Source organism: Pseudoalteromonas sp. B62, assembly GCF_037162565.1.
In the GTDB taxonomy this organism is placed as follows: domain Bacteria; phylum Pseudomonadota; class Gammaproteobacteria; order Enterobacterales; family Alteromonadaceae; genus Pseudoalteromonas; species Pseudoalteromonas fuliginea.
Window position 1 is genome coordinate 1,745,942 of sequence record NZ_JARLVB010000002.1, and the last position, 22,492, is coordinate 1,768,433.

Annotated in this window: 23 protein-coding genes and 2 pseudogenes; 10 read left to right on the forward strand and 15 right to left on the reverse strand. The window is 38.0% G+C overall.

Translation table 11 applies throughout. The annotated features are described in order from the left end of the window. Nucleotides 1–199 precede the first annotated feature (199 nt). The 5 genes from P4S71_RS12355 to P4S71_RS12375 form a co-directional block, all read right to left on the reverse strand. The gene (locus P4S71_RS12355; protein WP_033029946.1) at nt 200–409 is read right to left on the reverse strand and encodes a hypothetical protein; all 210 of its coding nucleotides are present in this window, start codon (nt 407–409) and stop codon (nt 200–202) included. Between the two features lie 26 nt (nt 410–435). Next, nucleotides 436–693 carry a hypothetical protein gene (locus tag P4S71_RS12360; protein ID WP_337119875.1) on the reverse strand — a complete coding sequence of 86 codons (258 nt, stop codon included), beginning with the start codon at nt 691–693 and terminating at the stop codon, nt 436–438. A 231-nt stretch (nt 694–924) separates the two neighbouring features. Next, nucleotides 925–2,169 (reverse strand): ABC transporter permease, encoded by a 1,245-nt coding sequence (locus P4S71_RS12365; RefSeq protein WP_096792517.1) that lies wholly within the window; start codon nt 2,167–2,169, stop codon nt 925–927. Further along, nucleotides 2,166–3,002: an ABC transporter ATP-binding protein gene (locus tag P4S71_RS12370; RefSeq protein WP_033040229.1), complete on the reverse strand. Its 837-nt coding sequence runs from the start codon at nt 3,000–3,002 to the stop codon at nt 2,166–2,168. Before P4S71_RS12370 ends, P4S71_RS12365 begins: the two co-directional genes overlap by 4 nt. Nucleotides 3,003–3,007: 5 nt before the next feature. After that, complete coding sequence (locus P4S71_RS12375; RefSeq protein ID WP_007376926.1) at nt 3,008–3,379, reverse strand: GntR family transcriptional regulator; 372 nt, start codon at nt 3,377–3,379, stop codon at nt 3,008–3,010. Between the two features lie 92 nt (nt 3,380–3,471). On the opposite strand from P4S71_RS12375, the gene P4S71_RS12380 reads away from it, so the two are divergent. From P4S71_RS12380 to P4S71_RS12400, 5 genes are all read left to right on the forward strand, one after another. After that, on the forward strand, nt 3,472–4,977 hold the full coding sequence (locus tag P4S71_RS12380; protein WP_337150769.1) for an alpha/beta fold hydrolase: 1,506 nt from the start codon (nt 3,472–3,474) through the stop codon (nt 4,975–4,977). Between the two features lie 4 nt (nt 4,978–4,981). Further along, entirely contained in the window at nt 4,982–5,716 is a 735-nt protein-coding gene (locus tag P4S71_RS12385) for an ABC transporter ATP-binding protein (RefSeq protein WP_008135099.1), read from the forward strand. Then, on the forward strand, nt 5,713–6,858 hold the full coding sequence (locus tag P4S71_RS12390; protein WP_096792519.1) for an ABC transporter permease: 1,146 nt from the start codon (nt 5,713–5,715) through the stop codon (nt 6,856–6,858). The genes P4S71_RS12385 and P4S71_RS12390 overlap by 4 nt, the downstream gene beginning before the upstream one ends. A gap of 533 nt (nt 6,859–7,391) precedes the next feature. Then, a complete protein-coding gene (locus P4S71_RS12395) occupies nt 7,392–7,586 on the forward strand; it encodes a hypothetical protein (protein WP_262501057.1) in 195 nt (64 codons plus the stop codon). Between the two features lie 156 nt (nt 7,587–7,742). Then, nucleotides 7,743–8,087: a PDZ domain-containing protein gene (locus P4S71_RS12400; protein WP_033029951.1), complete on the forward strand. Its 345-nt coding sequence runs from the start codon at nt 7,743–7,745 to the stop codon at nt 8,085–8,087. Nucleotides 8,088–8,354: 267 nt separating this feature from the next. On the opposite strand, the gene P4S71_RS12405 is transcribed toward P4S71_RS12400, so the two are convergent. The 3 genes from P4S71_RS12405 to P4S71_RS12415 all read right to left on the reverse strand — a co-directional run bounded on the left by P4S71_RS12405 (nt 8,355) and on the right by P4S71_RS12415 (nt 12,433). Further along, the gene (locus P4S71_RS12405) at nt 8,355–9,212 is read right to left on the reverse strand and encodes an MBL fold metallo-hydrolase (protein ID WP_337150770.1); all 858 of its coding nucleotides are present in this window, start codon (nt 9,210–9,212) and stop codon (nt 8,355–8,357) included. 119 nt (nt 9,213–9,331) lie between these two features. Next, nucleotides 9,332–10,414, reverse strand: coding sequence for a methyl-accepting chemotaxis protein (locus P4S71_RS12410; RefSeq protein ID WP_337119882.1), 1,083 nt, complete (start codon nt 10,412–10,414; stop codon nt 9,332–9,334). Between the two features lie 135 nt (nt 10,415–10,549). Next, nucleotides 10,550–12,433 (reverse strand): propionyl-CoA synthetase, encoded by a 1,884-nt coding sequence (locus P4S71_RS12415; protein WP_337150771.1) that lies wholly within the window; start codon nt 12,431–12,433, stop codon nt 10,550–10,552. Nucleotides 12,434–12,619: 186 nt separating this feature from the next. Between P4S71_RS12415 and P4S71_RS12420 the strand changes: the two genes are divergently transcribed. Beyond that, nucleotides 12,620–13,015 carry a nucleotide triphosphate diphosphatase NUDT15 gene (locus tag P4S71_RS12420; protein ID WP_198403019.1) on the forward strand — a complete coding sequence of 132 codons (396 nt, stop codon included), beginning with the start codon at nt 12,620–12,622 and terminating at the stop codon, nt 13,013–13,015. Nucleotides 13,016–13,024: 9 nt separating this feature from the next. Here P4S71_RS12420 and P4S71_RS12425 read toward each other — a convergent pair whose 3' ends face one another. From P4S71_RS12425 to P4S71_RS12445, 4 genes and pseudogenes are all read right to left on the reverse strand, one after another. Continuing rightward, on the reverse strand, nt 13,025–14,122 hold the full coding sequence (locus P4S71_RS12425) for a polysaccharide lyase family 7 protein (RefSeq protein WP_008135105.1): 1,098 nt from the start codon (nt 14,120–14,122) through the stop codon (nt 13,025–13,027). A gap of 116 nt (nt 14,123–14,238) precedes the next feature. After that, nucleotides 14,239–15,196 (reverse strand): annotated as a pseudogene (locus tag P4S71_RS12430) (alpha/beta fold hydrolase). Between the two features lie 59 nt (nt 15,197–15,255). Continuing rightward, nucleotides 15,256–16,013: pseudogene (locus P4S71_RS23140) on the reverse strand (substrate-binding periplasmic protein). A gap of 97 nt (nt 16,014–16,110) precedes the next feature. Then, entirely contained in the window at nt 16,111–17,115 is a 1,005-nt protein-coding gene (locus P4S71_RS12445; protein WP_033040214.1) for an AraC family transcriptional regulator, read from the reverse strand. A gap of 398 nt (nt 17,116–17,513) precedes the next feature. On the opposite strand from P4S71_RS12445, the gene P4S71_RS12450 reads away from it, so the two are divergent. Then, nucleotides 17,514–17,960 (forward strand): SRPBCC family protein, encoded by a 447-nt coding sequence (locus P4S71_RS12450; protein WP_337150772.1) that lies wholly within the window; start codon nt 17,514–17,516, stop codon nt 17,958–17,960. Further along, nucleotides 17,957–18,775, forward strand: a complete 819-nt coding sequence (locus P4S71_RS12455; protein ID WP_337150773.1) for a sterol desaturase family protein — start codon at nt 17,957–17,959, stop codon at nt 18,773–18,775. Before P4S71_RS12450 ends, P4S71_RS12455 begins: the two co-directional genes overlap by 4 nt. Here P4S71_RS12455 and P4S71_RS12460 read toward each other — a convergent pair whose 3' ends face one another. Together P4S71_RS12460 and P4S71_RS12465 are read right to left on the reverse strand one after the other, a co-directional pair. Beyond that, nucleotides 18,776–19,150 carry a hypothetical protein gene (locus tag P4S71_RS12460; protein WP_007378224.1) on the reverse strand — a complete coding sequence of 125 codons (375 nt, stop codon included), beginning with the start codon at nt 19,148–19,150 and terminating at the stop codon, nt 18,776–18,778. After that, nucleotides 19,147–19,452, reverse strand: coding sequence for a hypothetical protein (locus P4S71_RS12465; protein WP_007378225.1), 306 nt, complete (start codon nt 19,450–19,452; stop codon nt 19,147–19,149). The genes P4S71_RS12460 and P4S71_RS12465 overlap by 4 nt, the downstream gene beginning before the upstream one ends. Before the next feature lie 276 nt (nt 19,453–19,728). Here P4S71_RS12465 and P4S71_RS12470 point away from each other — a divergent pair, with 276 nt between their 5' ends. Further along, nucleotides 19,729–20,148 (forward strand): VOC family protein, encoded by a 420-nt coding sequence (locus tag P4S71_RS12470; RefSeq protein ID WP_007378226.1) that lies wholly within the window; start codon nt 19,729–19,731, stop codon nt 20,146–20,148. A gap of 51 nt (nt 20,149–20,199) precedes the next feature. On the opposite strand, the gene P4S71_RS12475 is transcribed toward P4S71_RS12470, so the two are convergent. Continuing rightward, nucleotides 20,200–21,096 (reverse strand): AraC family transcriptional regulator, encoded by an 897-nt coding sequence (locus tag P4S71_RS12475; RefSeq protein WP_149606459.1) that lies wholly within the window; start codon nt 21,094–21,096, stop codon nt 20,200–20,202. A gap of 181 nt (nt 21,097–21,277) precedes the next feature. On the opposite strand from P4S71_RS12475, the gene P4S71_RS12480 reads away from it, so the two are divergent. Then, complete coding sequence (locus tag P4S71_RS12480) at nt 21,278–22,423, forward strand: iron-containing alcohol dehydrogenase (protein ID WP_007378228.1); 1,146 nt, start codon at nt 21,278–21,280, stop codon at nt 22,421–22,423. The last annotated feature ends 69 nt before the right edge of the window (nt 22,424–22,492 follow it).

Here is a 22,492-nt window from a genome sequence, read left to right on the forward strand (position 1 = left end):
TTATTGAACAGTAAAGGTTAATGATGTTGCAAATGATAACGCATATCAATTGTATTTTATACGGAAAAAGTAATTTATATGATAAATTAAGGTGATTTTTTGGATGAAATAAAGTTTAAGGGGTTTAAATAAACTAAAAAATAGAATGGTAGTTTGCTAAGGCTGAATGGTTATTCCTTAGCAAACAATAGATTAAGCTTTAATTAACGTCTTTTATTATTAATAAAGGGAAGTGCTTAACGGAACGAGGTTGCCACTGATTAAAAATTATATTTTTAACACCTAAAGACGCAAGTGCCTTGGGTGAGTATGTCCAGCCTCGCGCATGTTTTTTTATTGCTGCTTTGCGTAAACTTGGCTCAAGACCAACAGTAAGTAGGTCATGATTTACATTAAAGCGTTTATACATTGCTCGTTCTCGCTTACTTGCTTTGGCTATAACCTGATCATAATGCGCACGGAGTACTTGCCATTTTTTACTTTTTTTGGTTCATCTAAATTTTTGACCATAGTGTCTATATCACTGTCGAGCCATTTTGCAGAGGCGGCATCGCCATGCCAGCCAACTATTGCATTTTTCTCAATGGTTGTCGGTTGCCCTACGAGTAGTATGTAGTTAGCACAAGATGAAAAGCAAAAGTCTTTTATGCTCACGCTAAGTTTATGAGCGGCGATCAAGTCAGCTAAATCCATACCAAAATCGATGTTACCGCCACCGCTGGTAATCGTTAATGCGTTTATCGAGGAATTGCTTTTTAAAAGTTCAGAAGCTTTATTATTTTGAACCTCAGTAATTTGGCCACTGTAATACAGGGTGTTTTTTTAACGAGCACCAGCGCGCTTGTTGAAAAGCTACAGCATAATAACGATATGTAAATAAGCACTAATTTTATCATTACTTGGTTTATTCCTATTTAATTCAAGCTATAAATATTTTGCAGAGAAACGATTTAATAATGCTAATGAACATACATATAAGCTTACCAAAACAAGGTCTGTAAAGCCGTTATCGCTTTGAATGATGTAAGTACTTAAAGCCATGTGGCCGCCATATGAAAAACATAAAAGTATACCCATAATACTGGTGTTTTTAACAATGTTACCAATTATAAAACTAGCTAAAAAAGCTGCGCATGCTGTAAGTGAAAAATTAGCTGCATATACAAACTGCCATTGTTGTTGTCCAATTAATGGCAAAGTAACAATAAAACAAAATATTCCTACGTAAATTGTAAATTTTAATGCACTTTGGATAAAAGCGCTTTTTGCTTGTGCAGTGCTATTGTAAATAGGGAGAGTGTAAAGCAATTCCCATGACTGCGTCCTTTGTGATCGACTCCATTGGCAAAGCGTGAATAGCGCAAGCAAGACATTTGTTAAACTAAACATTGAGTGCTTAGATATATCGTAAAAAAAGTTAATGATTATTGCGCTGGCACTCAATCCTACTAGCAAAATAGTAAATTGAGATAGTGAAGGCCCTACAAAATAACTCAAAGGAAAGAGCTGTTTATTTAAATACTTAGAGTAACTTGATAAAAAACCAACAGGAACAGGCGACCACCCCGATTGCACACCATGACGATAATTAGCAAAGGCATGACTGCTAAAGTGATATGGTTGGCCAAATTTATCTCTAAATACTAATAGGACTAAGTAAGTAACAATAGCTATAGGGATTAAAAAAATAGGTGTTTTTTCTAATAACACACAACTTATAATGCCTGTGGTGAATATTATGTAACATCCAAGGGTAAATAAATGACTGCTCACTCTACATAAAAGCCATAGCCCTAAACCAAGTGTATTCGCTACAAAGATAGTAGATAAAAGATGAATACTCTGCTCAATAGCTGCATTAATCAGCATGAAACCATTTATTATTGCAATAAACACTTTGCCTTGTTGCGTTACATGTTGGCAATAATCAACAACTAGCGCCTGCCACTCTGTGGCTTGTAAGCGAATACTTTGTAAAGCAAGTGATGCGTACATGCAAATAATCGCAAACATTGCGAGCAGATTAAGAATAACAGGTTCACTACCAATAAATAGAGGGGAAAAAATAGTCGCGAATATTGATGGCACAAAATAACTAGCGGGACCGGCTTCTTTTAACCATAAACCGCTCCAACCTTGGTACCACTTACGGCTTTGTGGCGAACTCATGCATGTAGCTCCACAAACAGTTGCTCTAAAGAAAGCGGATTAATACTCAATGCGCCATCAATTGTTTCGTTGTTATAACCATAAATAATGGCCGAATTTTTGTTTTGAGCTAATACAGTGTAAGCAGTTAAGTTAATGGTGTTATCGGTAAAATTAACTTTTCGGATAGTTTCGCGAATCTCATCTTGTTCATCAAATAACAGCAGTTCACCTTCTTTTATAAGGGCAATATGGCTTGCAACGCGCTCTATGTCGGAAGTGATATGTGATGAAAACAAAATCCCCGAACCGGAATCGAGTGCGAGATCGAACAAATCGCTCATAAACTCGCGTCTGGCAATAGGGTCTAGGCTTGCAACTGGTTCATCTAAAATAAGTAATTTAGGGCGATATGCCATTGCCATAATTAACGCAAGTGTTTGTCTTTGACCTATTGATAAGTTGCTAATTGCAGCGGTGCTTGAAAGTTCAAACCGACCTAGCCATTTGGTTTCAAGCTCGGTATCCCAGTTAGGGTAAAAACTACGATGTAGTGCCAATGCATCGGCTATTTTAAACCCCTCATAACCAAATGACTGTTGAGCAACATAGCCAATTTTAGCTTTGTTTTCAGCATTAATTTGTAAACTTGGCTCTGAAAAAACACTAATATCACCCATATCGGGAGTTACTAATCCAAGTGCACAGCGTAGTAAAGTCGTTTTACCTGCGCCATTTTTACCGAGTAAGCCAATTACCATACCTGAATACACATCTAAATTAATATTTTTAAGAATATTTTTTGAGTTAATTGTTTTATATACATTTTTGTAGCTAAGGAGTGGTTGTTCCATAGGGGTTATTTCCATCGCTTTTTAATTAATTCTATTAAAACAGCTTGCGATACATCGAGTTGTTTGGCTTGCTGAATAAGTTGATCGGCACCATTAAATAATAGCGTATCTTGTTGTTGTGTTTGCTGCTGTGATTTTTGCGCAACACAGGTTGGTTGCCCACGCCTTCGTTCTAACCAACCTTGTTCAACCAATTGACTGATCGCACGCGACACAGTCATAGGGTTAACCGAAAAGTGCTCAGCTATTTTTCTTACTGAAGGTAATTGCTCGCCTATCGATAATTGCCCGCCCACAATCAACCGCACAATTTGTTCATGCAATTGTTTATAAATTGGATCGCCACTATTAGGGTTGACATTAATAAATTCTAACATTATTCTTTCTCTACTGTATTAATACATTAATACACCGATACACTGTAGTTAAAGTTATCATATTGAGTGTAAAAAGCAACAAGGGAAAAGTAATGGAAACCATGTTTAATTTACGTAAAAAACTAACTAAGCTAACGCTTTTATCAATATTAGCGGGAAGTGGCAGTAGTGTATTTGCTCAAAGTAATGATCAAATACATACAGCTTTAACCCCATGTTATATGGAAGGGTTAGCCGATAGATTAATGTGTGGCAGTATTAAGCGCCCTCTCTCAGATAGCAGCGCTGATGGCGAAATCGACATTAACTTTGCGATTATTCCTGCTATTAAACCTAGCCACCCTGATGAAGCAGCGCTTGCTTTTGCTGGTGGCCCAGGGCAGGGCGCAATAGAGCTAGCTGCTATTTTTAATCGTAATTTACGATTTGTCCGCGAAACGCGTGATATTTTATTGGTTGATCAACGCGGCACTGGCTACTCAAATAAGTTGCAATGTGAAAGTAATGACCTGCAAACACAGTTTGCATTTAACGATTCAATGACTGATCTCGCATTACTGGGCGCTCAAGAAACACAAAAATGTAAAGCGCAGCTGAATATTGATTTAAGTCACTTTTCAACACCTGTTGCTGCAAAAGACTTTGAAGCTGTGCGTAAAGCTTTAGGTTATAAAGGGCTGCATTTGTACGGGGTATCGTATGGTACACGTATTGCGCAAGAATATACCCGCCAATTTCCAAATTCAGTATTAACGAGTACATTGGATGGGGTTGTACCTATGCAGCAAAGCTTGGCTGCAATAGGCGCAGCTATTGATGATTCGTTAGCGGCTTTATTTGCACGTTGTGAAAGTAATACGCTTTGTAATTCACAGTATCCACAGTTAAAAAATCAATTTAATACCTTAATGACGCAGTTAGATAGCCAGCCAATTGAAACAACAGTGAAACACCCGCGTACATACAAAAACATAACGCTAGTGGTGACTAAAACTAAGTTTTTTGGCGCAATACGTATGGCACTTTATAGCCACTCAATGCGAGCAATTTTGCCTTTGGCAATTAGCCAAGCCGCTAATGGTAATTTTTCGCCATGGGTTGGATTGATGTCGGGCGTTGATATAACTGAACAGCTCGCAATGGGCATGCACAATGCCATTGTATGTGGTGAAGATTGGCCGCAGCTTAATGAGCAAAAGCGTTCAAAATATAATAAAAGCTACATGGGAAAAATGATGATTGAAGGGTTTGATGTAATGTGCCCAATTTGGGATGTAACCCCAGTAAATAAGAGCTTTTATAAGCCCGTGAACACTGAAGTGCCTACTCTATTACTTTCTGGTGGGCGAGACCCTGCAACCCCTGCAAGTTGGGCTGAGTTGGCAATGGTAAATATGAAAAATGCCACTCATTTGGTGTCACCTTCGGCAACTCATGGTATTGGCTCACAAACATGCGCGCCCAAAATAATTGCTCAGTTTATTAATCAACAAAATATGCAAGATATAGATACAAAATGTATCAATAACAATAACGATAAAAAGTTTTTTATGAATATAAATGGCGCAGCCAGTTCAACAATTCAAAGTATGGAGTAAAGGTATGATTAAGGTAACTAATCTAACTAAAAAAATTGGCGATGTTAACGCCCTTAACGGCCTAAGCTTTGATGCGAAAAATGGCCAAATTACAGGTTTGCTTGGACCTAATGGTGCAGGCAAAACAACCTGTTTACGTACCGTGTTCGGGTTATTAAAAGCCGACAGCGGTGAAACCGAAATAGACGGCATAGATGTAGCAAAAAATCCTATGGAAGCTAAGAAAAATTTAGGATTATTTCCTGATCCGTGTGGCCTGTATGAGCGATTAACACCCAGAGAATATATTACCTTTTTTGCACAATTAAGCGGGCTTTCGTCTGTAAAAGCGAAAGCAGCAACCAGTGAGGTAATAAAAAAATTAAATATGGACGATATTGCGGATCGCCGCTGCCAAGGTTTTTCACAAGGCCAACGCATGAAAACCGCTTTAGCACAGGCTGTGGTACATAATCCGTCTAACGTTATTTTAGATGAACCTACACGCGGCTTAGATGTAATGAGCACACGTATTTTAAGAGATCTACTTATACAGCTAAAGGAACAAGGACATTGCGTGCTTTTTTCATCGCATGTGATGCAAGAAGTTGCCGCATTATGTGACCACGTAGTGATCATGGCTAACGGCCAAGTAATAGCGCAAGGTTCGGTAGATGAACTGTGTGAAAAAGCAGGAAAAGCCACGCTAGAAGAAGCATTTATTGAGCTAATTGGTAGCGATGAAGGAATAGCAGCATGATTAATTTATTAAAAGTACTCTATAAAAAAGAAATCATTGATGCCAGCCGAGATAAACGTTCAGTGATGGCGGGCTTGTATTACGCAATAGGTACTCCCATTGCAATGTGTTTACTATTAAGTGTATTACTGCAACAGCTTACATCGCCCGAAGGGCTCAAAATCACCATAGTAAATGCGGAGCAAGCCCCTAGTTTAGTTGCGCATTTAAATGCCAATGAAATACAGAGTACAAACGATAAAAATGACGAACTACTCAAGTCTATTACATTAAATATTAGTGATGACTATCAAAAAAATATGCGTGAAGGTCGCCCTGCAACAGTTACATTAATTGCTGATAAATCAAATGATAAACTTGGTAAGCATATAAATCGTATTGAAAAAGCTCTTGCAAGTTATAACGCTGAAGTGGCTAGTTTACGTTTAATATCGCGTGGCATTGATCCAAGCATTATGCGTACCTTAGCGGTAGAGACGCATGATGAGGCGACTCCTGACTCTAAAGGCGGTATGTTTTTAGGCATTGCTACGTTGTCTATAATTTTAACGGTATTTTACGCTGCGATGAACCTAGCTATAGATACTAGCGCCGGTGAACGCGAACGTAATTCGCTGTCGTTATTATTAAGCCATCCGTTGAGTAGCTTACAAATTGTACTTGCTAAATCGGCCGCTATTGCCAGCTTTTCGATGCTAGGACTCGTAATCATTTTAATTGTATCTAAAATTACATACGGCTTAGTACCTTGGCAACAGCTCGGCTTTAGTATCACTATTACCCCAGCATTTATGCTATTTTGTTTTGCAGTATGCTTACCTATTGCATTAATGTCGGCAAGCTTGCAGGTATTTGTTTCGTTTATGGCAAAGTCGTTCAAAGAGGCACAGTCATATGTAACTATGGTGTTATTTATTCCTATGTCGCTAAGTATGATAACTACCTATGACATTGCCACCGATATTATACAGTGGGTTCCTATTGCAGCTCAGCAATATGCACTTATTGAGTTTATCAAAGGTAACCCATTGCCAGTACCACAATTAGTACTTTCTACCTTGATTACATTAATATTATTTAGCGTGTTTAGTTTTTTAAGCAGCCGAATGCTGAAAAGTGAAAAGGTTGTGTTTGGTTTGTAACCCCACGCTTAAAATGTATTTCAAGCAATGCCCATAGTTTAACTAACATGGGCGTTTTTATATCCGACGATAAATAATGGCTATAGTTTATATTTTTTGAAATTAAAAAGAGGTGCTCACAAAGGGGGCAGAGAAGCTACGCTTAAGAGTAGAAAATACCTGTGTTGTATGTTTTTCTGAGGCTGAGGACGTACTCAAACATAAATATGGGAGGTATAAAGTAGAAGTGATGTAGTAAGGAGTCATAAAAACGCAGTAACGTAGTTACAATCTTAAAAACACCTGTTGAGATGGTATTTAGGGAAAATCTAGAAATAGCTAAATATGGCGTAACAATAATTTTTGTATTTACTCTCATAAAGTGTGCCCATTTAACCCATCTTTAACTCTCGCCCTAATAAACTGCTCGTAATGGTATGAATTAAGCATAATTAATGGTTTATTTTAAAAAGCACTCAACCAGTTTGTTACTTGCGCTTAGTTGTACGCTTGCTGCATGAAGCAGCCAGTCAAGCTATCAAGGTAATGGTATATTGCGCAGCGAGATCTCTATAGTAAATACAGCGTACAAACTAATACGGCACGCTACTAATAATAAAAACAAGCCTGCCAATATTGGCTACGGTTTAGGGCTGGAGTTAAGCGAAAAAATAATAAAACGACACGGTTGGGTATACGAAGTAAACGATATGCCTGGGCGTTATGAAGTGGTGGTCGATTTTAGTTAATACGCTTTTTTAATCCTTGAGTTTTTTTATATCTAAAATATTTAATGTAACGCTGAGAATATAAAAAACTTAGTGGTAGCAATGTGTTAAGTAATTTGTTAAAACTATAAATAGTAAAAAATATTAACGTTAGACTTACATGGAGTGTTAATTCATATGTTCAAATTCATAATTATTTTAATCTCAATTACTTCTTTCAATGCCTTGGCTGCAGAGAAGGTTAAACTTGGAGTTTTAGGGAACGTTGGAACTGATGGTTTTTTTAGCCCGACGGTAACGTCATTTATTATTCAAAAAGTAGAACCTAATTCACCCGCTGAAAAAGCAGGGATTGTTGCAGGGCAAAAAATAATTTCTATAGAAAATTGTAAAATTCCAGGCTGCCCTGCCAGTGAAGCAAAAGAATTAATGCGCAAGGAGTCTGGAGAGATTTTACAATTACTTTTAGAGAATGAAGATGGTAGCCAAGTACCTTTAAAAATCCCTATGAATGCTTGGTAGCCTGATCAATTTTAAATACCTAAATATACCCAGCCTATAAAGCATGGTTATCCCTAAAGCGTGGGTTTGTGTAAATGAACTAGGCGCAGTAAATGTTGGCAACGTTAGCGAGCTTTTGGAGTACTACTTACTCGGTTTATATGTAGGTTACTGATTAAAGTGATTGGGATAGATTAAAAAGGTTTGATCAGTAATAACCTTATTTAATTAATGAATACATTGGTATTGCGTTAAATACGGCAATACCAATGATTATTAGACTAAAGCTTATAGATCGCTGCGCCAGCCCATGCCTGACTCTTCCATTAAACGCTCGTACACGCCTTCTATGTTAAGTGGTAACCATGCATCAAACTGTTTAAAGTCACTAAATTGATCTAACTTTATATTTTTCTTTATTTCATCAAGGCTTTGCCCTGCAAGTGCGCCTGCGGTTACTTGGCTGTAAAGTTGCTCTATATAACTTAAGTAACGTGTTACGTCAGCTTTGTTGCCAATGTCGGCATGTCCGCCTACAAAAGTATCAAAGTCGTATTTGAGTACTGCTTGAGTTGAGTTAATCATGCCTTGGATATCGTAACTCCACAGCTTTTGCCACGGCATTCTGCCAATAACAATCCAATCAACTACAAACAACGTTTTTTGCTTTTCGAATAATATACTAACCGAACCGCGACCATCGTTTGGACCATGATAGTTAAGTTTTACTGTTGACTCACCAAGGGTAAGTAGTAGCTCGTCATCAAAAATAAGGCTGGGCGCTACCGTTTTCATTTGTGTATTTTTAATATCTTGCGCAGCGAGTTTATGCGCTATAAACGTGGTGTGCGGGCTTTTGAATACCTCGGCGCCGTAAATATGATCGCTGTGATTATGGCTATAAATTACATATTTTACAGGCACGTTATAGCGAGTTTTAATTTGCTCGTTTAACCAGGTGGCGGCTTTTTTATTAAGTGGGTCGGTAACAATCGCGCCCTCAGAAGTGATTAAAAATACTGAGCGGTGTCTGTCGTCTATAAAGCGGTGTAAGCCGTCCCCCAAGTCTTCTATTTCATAGGCTTGTGTGGCAAAGCCTATAAATAATAAGGTTGTGGTTAATAGTTTTTGTAGCAAGCGAGGCATACACATTCCTGTTTAACATTTATATAGGTTAGTTAAGTAAGAAAGTGCAAATAAGTAAAATATTTCAATTTTTTATAGGAAAGGTTGTGGGCTAAGGCTAACTTATCCCACTAACGGTTTTAACTAACTAGCTGATCGAGTAATTGTATTACTTGCTCACTGGCAGATTCCATTAAGTGTATGTGTTTAATAGCTTCTGCTTTTTTCCCTTGCTCAATTAATTGCAAAGCTTGTACGCCGTTTTTGTGTACTTCGCTGTGAGGCTTATCTATTTGTTTGAATGCATTTAACGATTTATATTCACTAGAGTCATCAGACTTATACCACTTACCTAAACGGCACATAGTGTGATTGGTAAAATCGTCTATCGATTTATTACTTTTGCCATTGGCAACCGCATAAACTTCACCTTTCCATACAATATGATCTAACTTAACGGTTTGAATAAATGAGCGAATAGAAGCCTGCGATATGGTGTTTTTCATGTTTGTGCAAAAATTAATAATGGATGCGTAGTCGCTATTTAGTGATTCAAAATTAGTTGAAAGCTGTGCATTGTTTTTTTGTATATCGTCGGCTGAATTAACGGTTTCGTCTGTTTTTTCTATTATTTCTTTAACAAGATCTGCAACTTCTTGAGCTGATTTATTGGTGTTAGTTGCCAGCACTCGTACTTCATCAGCTACAACGCTAAAGCCTCTACCAGCTTCGCCTGCTCGGGCTGCTTCAATAGCTGCATTTAATGCTAATAAATTTGTTTGATCAGATATTTTAGTAATAGTAGAAACAAACGTATTAATATTACCTGCTAAGTTTGAAAGGCCCGAAATATTTTCGCTCATGCTGCCCATTCTCTGGGTCATTAAACTCATTTCACTAACAATATGATTTAACGAGTTGTTTGAGTTGTTTAAAAGATCGTTTATTTTGTAGCTAACTTGGCTTTCTTGTTCGATGGTTGAGTAAGACTCGAGTACTGTTTGGCGTACACCTTCAATTTGATTAATACAGTCTATTGAGCTTGCGAGTAAGCTTTCGGTAAATTGACTTTCAGGTTCGCCTTTTGTGAGGCTTATTTGTTGCTCTAAAGAGTTATTCTTTTGTGTTAGCTGTTCGTTCTGAGTGATTAACTCTTCAATTTTTTTGGAAAGTGTTTCATTATCATTTTTAGCAGATAGATACTTTTTACTTAAAACAAACATTCATAGTTCCTAAAATGTTATGGGTATATTTTTATTATAGTTGCTATTAATACTTTACTTTAAATATTTGTAATTATCTTATTTTTATACAAAAAAAAGCCATTTTTAAAAATGGCTTTATGAAAGCTTGTTGGATCAACGTAGTGAAATTTGTTGGTTTATTTCTTCAAAAATACCTGCATCGTCTATGGTTGAAGGAATTTGCAGTTTGTCGCCATCAATTAGTTGGCGTAAATTTTTACGCAGTATTTTACCTGAGCGTGTTTTGGGTAATCGCTCTACGCTAATAATGGTTTTAAGGCACGCTATGGCGCCTATTTGGTTTCTTACGGTTTGTATAAGTTCTTGCTCTACATCGGTACTTGAGCCCATAAAATCATTTTTAAGCACGATCATTCCCATAGGAAGCTGCCCTTTTAGAGGATCGTTTACACCAAAAACAGCGCATTCAGCAACAGCAGGGTGCGCGGCTACTATCTCTTCCATTTCGCCGGTAGAAAGCCTATGCCCTGCTACATTTATAACGTCGTCGGTTCTGCCCATAATAAATAGGTAGCCGTCTTCATCAATATAGCCGCCATCGCCAGATAAATAATAACCTTCGTATTCATTTAGGTAGCTTGCTTTAAAACGCGGGGTATCTTGCCAAATTGTTGGTAGGCAACCCGGTGGTAGTGGCAGTTTGATTACCACGGCGCCTTGCTCGTTAGCTGCGCATTCATTGCCATCCATATCTAATATTCGCACGTCAAAACCTGGAGTAGGCACGGTAGAGCTGCCCGGTTTTGTTGTTAAGTACTCAAGCCCTACAGGGTTACAAGCAATAGCCCAGCCGGTTTCTGTTTGCCACCAATGATCGAGCACTGGCAGTTTGGTTTTTTCTTTAAGCCACTCGTAAGTGGGAGGGTCTAATCGCTCGCCTGCTAAAAACAAACGTTTTAAGCTAGAGGTATCGTATTGATTAAAACCATCAGCATTTGGATCTTCTTTTTTGATTGCTCTAAATGCGGTGGGGGCACTAAATAATGCATTTACTTTATATTCTTCAACCACGCGCCAAAATGCACTGGCGTCGGGTGTTTTAACGGGTTTACCTTCATATAATACAGTTGCGCAGCGATACATTAGCGGCGCGTAAACTATATAAGAGTGCCCAACTACCCAGCCAATGTCAGACGCTGCCCAAAATACGTCGCCGGGCTTCATACCATAAACGGTTGCCATGCTGTATTGCATTGCCACTGCGTGACCGCCATTTTCGCGCACTACGCCTTTGGGTGTGCCTGTCGTGCCTGAGGTATATAAAATATAAAGTGGATCATCTCCATTTACAGGCACCGGATCTGCGCTTGCAGCAGTTTGCATTGCCTGAGTCCAATCTATGTCTCGTTCAGGCTTAAGAGTGGCGGTTACTTGTGGGCGCTGATAAATAACGCAGTGTTCTACTTTGTGCGTAGCTAAGTCTATTGCGTTATCAATAAGTGGTTTGTATTCAATAATGCTGTTTATTTCAACACCGCATGAGGCGCTAAGTATAAGTTTGGGCTTGGCATCGTCAATGCGTACAGCTAATTCATGTGCAGCAAACCCACCAAATACCACAGAATGAATAGCACCAAGGCGAGCGCACGCCAACATACCAATAACAGCTTGTGGGATCATGGGCATATAAATAACAACGCGATCGCCTTTTGTAACACCTAACGATTGCATTACGCCTGCAAATTTAGCAACTTCTTGTTGTAGTTGTGAGTAGTTATAAGTTTGCTTTGTGTTAGTGACTGGAGAGTCGTAAATCAGTGCAGTTTGCTTACCAAATCCGGCAATAACATGTTGGTCTAGCGCTAAAAAACTGGTGTTTAATTGCCCGTCGCTAAACCAATGATAAAGCCCGTCGTCGTCTTGTGTGTATGCTGTTGTGGGGGTTTTATACCATGGAATATTTTTACTTTGTTCGAGCCAAAATTGGGCTGGGTTTTGTTTAAAGCCATTATATTGCTGTTTATATTCGCCTGACATGTAAGGCTCCTAAAGCTAAATTTGTGTGTGAGAGACCTTACAAAATGTAGGCTTTTTTTAGCAAGCAAGCTATTCGACCTTGGTCGGTTGAAAGTTAATCAACACACTGGTTTTAAAAATACAAAATTGACAATACAAAGCGTGTGGTTCAGCATGGCAGGCAGTAAAAATAAGAGAAAACACGATATGAGTAACGTAGTAAGAGTAGGGGTTGCGGTTATCATAAAGCATCAAAACACAATTTTACTAGGTGAACGCATTGGCGCGCATGGTGCTAATACATGGGCAACACCTGGTGGGCATTTAGAGTTTGGTGAAAGTGTTGAGCAATGTGCAATACGAGAAGTGTTTGAAGAAACAGGTTTAAAGGTAAGTAAAATTACTAAGCTTGATTTTACCAATGATATTTTTACAGCAGAGAACAAACACTATATTACGCTGTATGTAAAAGCTGATTTTGAAGGCGGAGAGCCTGAGCTTAAAGAGCCTAATAAATGTTTAAAGTGGCGCTGGTGCGATATTAATAATCTACCAACGCCACTGTTTACATCACTAAAAAATTACTTATCTGAGACTGCCTAAGCTAATAAGTTATTTTGTTGGCGGTGTCGCTGGGCTTAACGCTAGTTTACTAAAGCTTACTTGAGCGTAATCACCATTTTGTTTATCTGTAGTCCAATCGCCAGTACCTAAACAACCTGGGTACCAAATACCTTTCGCGCTTTTAGTACTACATTGGTTATAAGCACCGGCTTTAAAGTAATGCCAATCTGCGGCGTAGCCATGTGGGTGATCTTTTTCGTCCACTTTGCCATAAGCATCTACGTTATTACCTAAGTTAATAGAGTAGTTAACGTCTTCTTTGCCTTGTGCGCTAAATGTAAGGTGCATAACATTTTTATACACATTTACTGTGTAGCTAAATTCTTCACCTAGCGCAATACCGGCACTGCCAGGCTCGTTAGGGTTTTCCCATGTATTACCCCAAACTGGGTAAGTAATGTCTGTACGGTCAGGATTTGTTTTAGCTAAGTTACGTTCGTAGTTCCAAAAAACTGAGCCTGTTTTGTGCCCTGGCCATTTTTTGTAATATATTTTAAGTGGCTCATTGCCCCAGCCATAACCAAGCTTGGTATCAATAAGTGCCTGATCTTTACCTGCGTGAATTTGTCCTACAACAACCGAGTAAGCTGCTTTTTTATCAGGATCAGTTGCACGTAGCGCAACATGATCTACCTTTAACGTTGCTTCCATTTTTCCACCAACAGAACCAAATCGGTCAGATAACGGATGTACAGCTAAAGCAAAGTTGTTTTTAGAGTGTTTAGTTTTAATTTTAGTATTTGATCCACGGATCATTTGTCTAAGTTCACTACGAGTATTAGTAGAGTTAGCACTTGTAAGCGCTTTATTAGGCGAGGTAAATACCATGTAGCCTTTATCATCAAGATAGAAAAAATCAGGGTGTGCGTAAGTCTGAATTTCTTCTACATCTATTTCATCAATTTTACCGTCGTTGTTTAAATCAACTGGTACATTTATTTTCCAGTGTGATAAATCAAACTTTGTTGCAGGTACCGGCGCATCGCTTTGCTGATTAGTGCTTTGGGTACTTGAACAAGCCGTAAAAAGTAGAGGTGTGATAACGGCTAAAGCCGTAAGTTTAAATGTGGATGTATTTTTTATCATTATTGTCTCTGTGTGATGAAGTAAAAATTGTGCGGTAAAGACATCGCTTAACTTCAATCTAACATATCAATTTAAAAATTAAAACTTACCAATTTTGTGTTTTTTATAATTAAATCTTATTTTGAAAATTCATTTTGGTTAACCAGTTGGTGTTTTTTATTGCGTAATTTTTCTAAATACTTTCGTTGAGACTTTTTTATATGCTTAGCAATCCACTTTGTCATTTTAGGCGTAAGCTCTGGTACAAAGTTATGACCCATACCATCTATAATTTTTAACTTCGATTTTTTAATGAGTTTAGCCGTTTTTTCACCTTCAATAGATGGAAAAACTATATCGGCATTACCATGAATAATTAACGTAGGCGCTTTTATTTTTTTATTAACTGGGCTCTGTTTTTACTGGCTGCTATGGCTATTAGTTGGCGTTTATAGCCATTTTGATTATATGAGCGGTCAATTATTTTAATTGCATGCTCTTTTAATAATTCTTCACTTTGTGGGTAAGCTGGGCTACCAATAAGTTGGTTTAACTGAATGTTGTAGTTTATAGCGGCACTGCGCGTTAGTGTTTTTGGTTGCAGTTTAGATACTTTTAAAAATACCTTTAAACTTTTTATTGTTGGCTTAAAAGTAGAGCTACTCGACATTATTGTGGTTAAGCTAAGTACTTTCTTTTTATGTTTTGCTGCAATAATTTGGGCAATCATCCCACCCATTGATGCGCCAACTAAATGCGTTTTTTTATTTTAAGTGCAGCCATTAAGGCGAGTACATCATCAGCCATATCATCAAGCAGGTAAGGAATATTCGAGCGTATAGGTAAGTACTTACTTAACCATGTTTTAAATAAACTAGGATTTTTGTAATCATCTAAATGGCTAGATAACCCGACATCACGGTTATCAAATCTAATCGCTCTAAAGCCTTTTTTTACTAAACCATAATAGAGCGAGTCTGGCCAAACTATCATTTGCGCCCCAAGCCCCATAATTAAAATAATAGCTGGTGCTGTTTTATCGCCTTCATCTTGGTAGCTGAGTTTAATACCTTTTTTAGTCTTAATAATAGCCATGGCAAAGTGAGAGTTAGCAAGCTTTGTGAGGAGTATAGGGCAGCTTTATTACATTTAATTTATGGTAGGTGGGAGGGGAGTTGCCATTTTTTTAAAATAGCTTGGTACTTGCCATTTACCTTTAGCGTTTTTAGCCCTTTTGATATTGCGATGGCTGTTTGTTCATCAAACTGGTTATTAGTAGCAAGATAGAGGGTTGAAGGAAAATCAGTTAAATGAACTCGTTTAGCTATTAAGCTAGGATCAAGCCCGGACATTTTTAATTCATTATTTAAAGTAAGTGTATTCACTACAACAAAATCGATACGTTTTTTGTAGAGCATTTGCCATAGCTGCTGATAATAACTAACTAAGATTAAATTTTTGTCTTCTTCGAAACCCATATCTTTTAAATATTTGGCGCTCGTATAACCGCGAATGGTTGCTACTTTGTAAAATTTGGCGTGATTTAAATGGCTAATATTATCTTTATGATCTTTTAAACTAACTAAGTACGCATCTGTAAAGTATATCGCACCTAACCATTTAAATTGATTTTGCCTAACAGGGGTTTTTAAAAAGAGAGCATAATAGTATTAGGGTTGGTTTTTAATTCATGGGAAGCACGCGCCATAGGCATTATTTCAAACTTCGCGTTTAGCTTAGCTTCTCTTAATACTGCTTTAGCTATATCTACCGAGGCTCCGTCTGCTTCACCGTTTTCGTTTTGAAAATGATAAGGGTGTAAATCTTCGGCAATAAAGGTAAGTGGACTAGTTGCGTTTACCGTACTACAAAACATAAATACAAGGGCATTAACTACAATACGCAAATACATAGCAATAATCTTTTTAACTACAATGTCTTGAGTTTAAAGACTCTTGTCTGAAATATATACTCAAATATATGAAATAAGTAAATTTTATATTGGAGGTTTATTTACCTATTTGCATTTTAAAATATTTAATAGGGCTATATGAGTACCAGCGTTTAAATGCCCGATTAAACGAACTCTGATCTTTAAAGCCGAGTGATAAAGCTAAATTGGCTAAGGATTGTGTTCCTATTAATAAGGGAATACGTCTTTTACGCTCTTGTTCGAGTAATATTGCAAAGGATGTTTGCTCTAGCTTTAAATGCCGTTGAAGAGTCCTTGGCGTGATATTTAGCGCATTTGCAGTACGTATTAAGTCGCACTCTTGCAAGTCGGTTTTTGCCATAAGCATATGGTTAATTTTTTCGCTTACATGTTGCTGGCTTTTAAAGTTAGAAAGCTGCTGCTCTGATATTTGCCTAAGTGCTAAGTGAACTGCTGCGTTATCGGTTTTAAATGGCAGGGTTAAATAACTACTCGGGAATGAAATTTCATTGTACTTAGCGTTTATGCTTACAGGGCAATTAAACCACGTAGCCAATGTATTTAAATGTTCTTTTGAGTAGTGATGCGTAAAACATATTGAACTAGGAGATAGTTTGGAGTTAAGTAATTGACGTATTACACATACCCAAGCAGTCATATTACGCAAAATAACCTGTTCGTTACAACTTGGATGCGGTAGCCAGCGAATAATTGCAATATCGCCGAGCTGCTCAAATTGTGATTTACCTATGTCAGCGACCAAACTGTCATAATTTAAAAGTACCTGTATAGCACTGGCTAAACTATCGCTTGATTCTATTAAGTAACCTAAAATTCCAAAATTTGCTGTGCGAATATGCTGCCCAAGCTTAAAGCCGAACAGGGGATCGTTAAGTGTTTTTTGTGAATATTCAAGTAATGCGTTGTAACTTGTTAAGGTAATACGAGGTGCGAATTGTCGTGCTTTATTATCACTGTACTCAGTAAATTTGATGGCCTTCAAAGCCACTTCATTGGCTATACCTTGGCTTTGTAAGTAATCAAGAGTACTTGAAAAGTAATGATCAGCAAGTGAGTACATTTGTCGTCTAAAGCTAAAAAATGGTCGTGTATGAGCAAGTCTGCCATGTAAAATTTTATTATGCTAGGACCTATTGACCTTTGGGGATTAAAGTTTGTTCTATTTAGGGGCAATTTAATCGCAGCGCGAGGTTTGTAACCTAAAAGGCTAAGTACCTACTCATGTGTTACCGATCTGGCTTACATCCTAAAAGCTGAGCAAAGTTCCGTATCCTGCTACCGCCCCTAGGACGAACTCAAAGGGAGATCATGTTTGGTATTTATACTGCGTTATCGTCTATTTATGGGAAGTAACCACACAACATGGGCGCAGCCTTGCCTAAAAACCAAGCATACGGCTGCAAATTTAACTTAGAAAGATAAACGGGCCCTAGGTGAATAATTTTTAAGGTTATAGCAGTGATATTAATAAATTTAAAACAAAACCTTGCGGCTCCTCCCACTGAAATAATTAATGTGTTGCTTGATCATGAACGTTTAAATAGGTTTTTTAACGCTCAATTTTTATTATTGAAACCGCAAAATTGCGGGCAGATAAGCGGCGGAAAAGGAGCCGTGAGGCAAGTTAGAACATCAGGGTATACTTTTACTGAGCAAGTTATAAGTGCTAGCGATAATCACATTTGCTATCAAATTGTGGGCAATAAGCCTGTGGCTGCTCATCAAGGTGATATTTATTTAACTGTTATCGAAAAGCAGGCATTTATCTCTACTGAGCTTACTTATTCTATACAGTGTATTTCACCTTGGTGGATGCCCAGTTTTATACTTAAATTTTTCATTAAAAAAGATATTAAAAACGCACTTACAAAATTAGAGCGCTATTTTAAGGAGTGCACAACATGAGTGTTGAAATTATTTTACTTGCCTTAAGCCCTGTATTTTTAACCTTTGTAGTATTTGAATTTATAGCGTTTAGGCGTTATTACAGTATAAAATACAGCCTAGCTAATACGGTTTTGGCTTTAATGCATCAAGGAGCAGATGCGCTTTCATTAATTATACTCATGCCGTTTTTTTATTGGCTTTACGGATACCGCTTGTTTGATATAGAGCTTTCTGTATTTTCTATTTTATGTGCTTTTTTACTGCAAGACTTTTTGTACTATTGGTTTCATAAAGCATCACATCATATTCATTGGTTATGGGCGGCGCATGTCGTACACCATAGTTCCACTAAAATGAATTTTACTACCGCGTTTAGGCAAAGCTTAATGTATCCCTTGGTGGGCATGTGGATATTTTGGTTACCTATGATGTTGATCGGGTTTGACCCAATGACAGTCCTAACTGTTGTGGCGCTCAACTTGGCGTATCAGTTTTTTGTGCATACACAAATAGTGAATAAGCTTGGTTGGTTTGAAAAGGTGTTTAATACACCTTCTCATCACAGAGTGCATCATGCAATTAATGCAGGCTACCTGGATAAAAATTTTGCGGGTGTATTAATTATTTGGGATAAATTATTTGGCACCTTTGTTGAGGAAGACCCAAATAAAACCTGTAAATATGGCATCGTAGGACAGTTAAAGACTAACAACCCATTTAAAATAACATTTCACCAATGGAACTATTTGATAAAAAGCATCTATAGAGTAAAAGGTATTAAAGCAAAGCTAAACGTTTTATTTGGTTACCCCACATGCTCTCGTAAACCCTAACTATTTTTTACTTCTTGGTGCGCCTAGTAGAATAAAAGTATGGCAAATACATACAGACAAAAACGCGCTAATGCCAAGTGCGCCGCCATAGCCATCGAGCCTTGGAACTAAATACTCAAAGAGTATTGAAAAAATAATGGCTGAGTTAGTTACAGTATATATACCAAAGCGATGTGGGGCGCTCATGCCTATAAATGTGCCGCCAAAAAACACAATGCTGTAAAGCTCAGGGTTTAAGTTAAGCACGCTAAGAAGTAGATAGGCAACAATTGAAAGCGCAGCTGATGCTCTTATGGCATCAAAGCGATTATGTTTTGCTAAAAAAAACGTTAAAAATGCCCCTAGCAGCGCAATTAACGGATATTCAAGGCTCATAATACAATCCCTTTAGCTAATACAAATATTGCAACACTTGCAAAAGCAACACCACCTAACTTGCCGCCAAAACCAGTAAATAAGTTCATAGTAAGCACATACAAACTAGCACCTATAAGCGAGATAATTACAATCTCCCAATAACTAGTAATTAAATTAGTCGAGCACATGCCAGCAAAACTACCGGCATAAATAGCAGCATAAGGGTGATTTTTAACGTTTTTAGGAAACGGTATAAACGAGCCAATGAGCCCAGTTAATGCGGCCGAAATCACTAATGGAACATTAAATGTTGTATGCATCACAAAGCAGGATATAAAACCCATAAAAAAAGTGATGAATTTTAAAGATAAGAATTTAATCATAGTCCACGCATTTTAAAGTAACCCTTTTTGGTTTTAAAGCACTGCCTGCAAATATAATTGCATAAGTATTCACTAACTTTAATAAGGTTGTTTATTAATCATTTTAAAAGTATTAAATATGCTTAATTATATGGCTGTTAATGTTCTATAAATTAAGATTTATGTATAATGCGGGTAATTTAGTATATTAAAAGAGTTAACCAAGGGTAATTTATGTCTAACTGTTTGCATTTAGCTATTCCAGCTGGCGATTTAAAAGTCACTAAAGCATTTTATTGTGACGTACTTGGCTGTAAAACCGGTAATAGTGAAGAGGGTCGCTGGGTTGATATCGACTTTTGGGGTAACGAGTTAACATTGCATCAAAGTGTTGAGCGTCTTCCTACAGTGCGCCACGACGTAGATATGGGCGCTGTAGCTGTACCGCATTTTGGTATTCATTTATCAGAAACCGACTTTAACGCGTTAAAAGTACGAATACAAAGTGCGGGTATAGAGTATCTTGATAAACCTTACCGTCGCTTTATTGGTGATGAGTTTGAGCAAGAAACATTTTTTATTGAAGATCCAAATGGCAATGTACTTGAAATGAAAACCATGGTTAACCCAGAGGTTTTATTTAAAAAAGTATAGTTTTTCACTCGTGCTATTTAAAGCCACTTTTTATAGTGGCTTTTTTGTGGGCTAGCTATGTAGCTGAGTTAATACTTCGCTAGGTGTTTTATTAAAGAGGCGTTTAAACTCACGGCTAAACTGCGATGGACTGGTATAACCTACTCTTAACGCGGCTTCATTGGCTTTACTGCCGCTGGCAGTAATGAGTTCTTTTGCTTTAGCCAAGCGTACTTTTTTTAAGTACTGTAGAGGGGATTCAAAGGTAATTTGCTTAAAGGCGCGATGAAACGACGATACACTCATGTTTACATCTTCCGCCAAACCTTCAACAGTTATTTGGTTTGCATAACTACTGTGCATAGTGGAGAGCGTACGTGCTATGCGAGCATAATGCCCATCATGCATCGCAAGGCCTATTAAAGTGTTGCCTTGAGGGCCGCAGAGTACGCGATATACCAATTCTTTTACTATATCTTCGCCAAATATTTCTGCCTCAAGTGGGTTATTTAAAACAGTCAATAGCCGATGGGTAATGAGCTCCATTGCTGTATCTAGAGTTGCCGACTGCACTGCGCCAATTTGTGCTGACGACGATGACGCTGAAAGAGGCTTATGCTGCATTATTTGATTAACGAGTTTGTGTAGCATTGCAGGGTTTATATCTATGGCAATGCCCATAACGGGTAAATCGTTATCGGTAAATGCTTCACATTCTAATGGCACCGGTACGCCAAGGACTAAGTAGTCCCCTGCACCGTATCTTATTTGATGTTCAGGAAAGTGAATTATTTTATGACCCTGTCCAACAATAATAATACCTGAGTTATATATAAGCGGCTGACGCGGCGAGCTTTTAGTTGCTCGATGAAAATACACGCCTGGAATAATAGTTTCCATGGTGCCTTCAAAGCTGAGTAATTGATTATGCTCGGCGTATTGTTGCAACATATTGGCTATGGTGGGCATAAAAGGCATCTTTAATTGAGTGTATTTTGCGTAAAATAACAACGTTGATAGTTTTAGGCAAGCTTTTGCGAGTTATTGGGCTTTTTTTATGTTTGTTTTGCCATTAATATGCACGCATCGATACTTTATTAGGTAACTAAGTAAAGTACTCAGCAATTAACCGTCACCTAGGAGCAAAATAATGAAATTTAGCTACGTAAATCCAACACTTATCCAGTTCGGTCAAGAACAAATTGCCTCACTAACTGATTTGATCGCAAAGGATCAAAAAGTACTTGTAGTGTACGGCGGCGGTTCAATTAAAAAGAACGGCGTGTACGACCAAGTTGCTGCAGCACTTGAAGGCTTTGATTGGGTAGAGTTTTCGGGCGTTGGCGCTAACCCAACAATTGAAGTACTAGACCAGGCAGTAAAGATTTGTAAAGAACAAGGTATCGACTTTGTACTAGGTGTAGGCGGCGGCTCAGTAATCGACGGCGTTAAATACATCGCAGCATCTGCAGTTTATGATGGCGAAGGTTGGGATATTCCTACTGGTAAACATAAAGTAACTAGCGCATTACCTATTGGGGCAGTACTTACTCTTCCTGCTACAGGTTCTGAGTCTAACCAAGGTTCTGTTGTGAGCAAAGCTGCGACTAAACAAAAACTTCCGTTTATGTCTCCTGCGGTACAACCTAAGTTTGCAATTATGGACCCTGATGTAATGAAAACATTACCACAGCGCCAACTTGTAAATGGTTTAGTAGACGCATGGGTTCATACCTGTGAGCAATACTTAACATTCCCAGCAGGCGCACTTGTACAAGATGGCTACGCAGAAGCACTATTAAAAGCGCTTAAAACACTGGGCGATAACTTTGAAAACCAAGACGACGCATGGCGCGCAAACCTTATGTGGTCTGCTAACCAAGCACTTAACGGTCTAATTGGTTCTGGCGTATCGCAAGATTGGGCTACGCACATGATTGGTCACGAGCTTACAGCCGCTTACGGCGTTGATCATGCACGTTCACTTGCTATTGTTCAGCCTTCTTTACTGCGCAACCAATTTGCAGTTAAAAAAGCAAAGCTTGAGCAAATGGGTAAAAATGTGTTTGGTCTTGAGCAATCTGACGACCTGGCTGAGAAAACAATTCTAGCGATTGAAGCGTTTTACCACAGCCTCGACGTAGCGACCCAGCTTACTGAGCATGGCGATGATAAAGCTGCAGCTATTGACAATATTATTGGCAAACTTGAAGCGCACGGCATGCTAGCACTTGGTGAAAACCAAGCTATTACGCTTAAAGAAAGCCGCGAAATTTTAGAGCAAGCAGTCGCTTAATTTTCAAAGCTAAGCGCTTACTTAAATATACTAAGTAATATGTTAATAAAAAACCGTCACCTTTAGGTT

Excerpts from the sequence above, each read along its gene's own strand:
- P4S71_RS12355 (WP_033029946.1), bottom strand. The coding sequence starts at position 409 with ATGTATAAACGCTTTAATGTAAATCATGACCTACTTACTGTTGGTCTT.
- P4S71_RS12360 (WP_337119875.1), bottom strand. The coding sequence starts at position 693 with ATGGATTTAGCTGACTTGATCGCCGCTCATAAACTTAGCGTGAGCATA.
- P4S71_RS12365 (WP_096792517.1), bottom strand. The coding sequence starts at position 2,169 with ATGAGTTCGCCACAAAGCCGTAAGTGGTACCAAGGTTGGAGCGGTTTA.
- P4S71_RS12370 (WP_033040229.1), bottom strand. The coding sequence starts at position 3,002 with ATGGAACAACCACTCCTTAGCTACAAAAATGTATATAAAACAATTAAC.
- P4S71_RS12375 (WP_007376926.1), bottom strand. The coding sequence starts at position 3,379 with ATGTTAGAATTTATTAATGTCAACCCTAATAGTGGCGATCCAATTTAT.
- P4S71_RS12380 (WP_337150769.1), top strand. The coding sequence starts at position 3,472 with ATGGAAACCATGTTTAATTTACGTAAAAAACTAACTAAGCTAACGCTT.
- P4S71_RS12385 (WP_008135099.1), top strand. The coding sequence starts at position 4,982 with ATGATTAAGGTAACTAATCTAACTAAAAAAATTGGCGATGTTAACGCC.
- P4S71_RS12390 (WP_096792519.1), top strand. The coding sequence starts at position 5,713 with ATGATTAATTTATTAAAAGTACTCTATAAAAAAGAAATCATTGATGCC.
- P4S71_RS12400 (WP_033029951.1), top strand. The coding sequence starts at position 7,743 with ATGTTCAAATTCATAATTATTTTAATCTCAATTACTTCTTTCAATGCC.
- P4S71_RS12405 (WP_337150770.1), bottom strand. The coding sequence starts at position 9,212 with ATGCCTCGCTTGCTACAAAAACTATTAACCACAACCTTATTATTTATA.
- P4S71_RS12410 (WP_337119882.1), bottom strand. The coding sequence starts at position 10,414 with ATGTTTGTTTTAAGTAAAAAGTATCTATCTGCTAAAAATGATAATGAA.
- P4S71_RS12415 (WP_337150771.1), bottom strand. The coding sequence starts at position 12,433 with ATGTCAGGCGAATATAAACAGCAATATAATGGCTTTAAACAAAACCCA.
- P4S71_RS12420 (WP_198403019.1), top strand. The coding sequence starts at position 12,620 with ATGAGTAACGTAGTAAGAGTAGGGGTTGCGGTTATCATAAAGCATCAA.
- P4S71_RS12425 (WP_008135105.1), bottom strand. The coding sequence starts at position 14,122 with ATGATAAAAAATACATCCACATTTAAACTTACGGCTTTAGCCGTTATC.
- P4S71_RS12445 (WP_033040214.1), bottom strand. The coding sequence starts at position 17,115 with ATGTACTCACTTGCTGATCATTACTTTTCAAGTACTCTTGATTACTTA.
- P4S71_RS12455 (WP_337150773.1), top strand. The coding sequence starts at position 17,957 with ATGAGTGTTGAAATTATTTTACTTGCCTTAAGCCCTGTATTTTTAACC.
- P4S71_RS12460 (WP_007378224.1), bottom strand. The coding sequence starts at position 19,150 with ATGAGCCTTGAATATCCGTTAATTGCGCTGCTAGGGGCATTTTTAACG.
- P4S71_RS12465 (WP_007378225.1), bottom strand. The coding sequence starts at position 19,452 with ATGCATACAACATTTAATGTTCCATTAGTGATTTCGGCCGCATTAACT.
- P4S71_RS12470 (WP_007378226.1), top strand. The coding sequence starts at position 19,729 with ATGTCTAACTGTTTGCATTTAGCTATTCCAGCTGGCGATTTAAAAGTC.
- P4S71_RS12475 (WP_149606459.1), bottom strand. The coding sequence starts at position 21,096 with ATGCCCACCATAGCCAATATGTTGCAACAATACGCCGAGCATAATCAA.
- P4S71_RS12480 (WP_007378228.1), top strand. The coding sequence starts at position 21,278 with ATGAAATTTAGCTACGTAAATCCAACACTTATCCAGTTCGGTCAAGAA.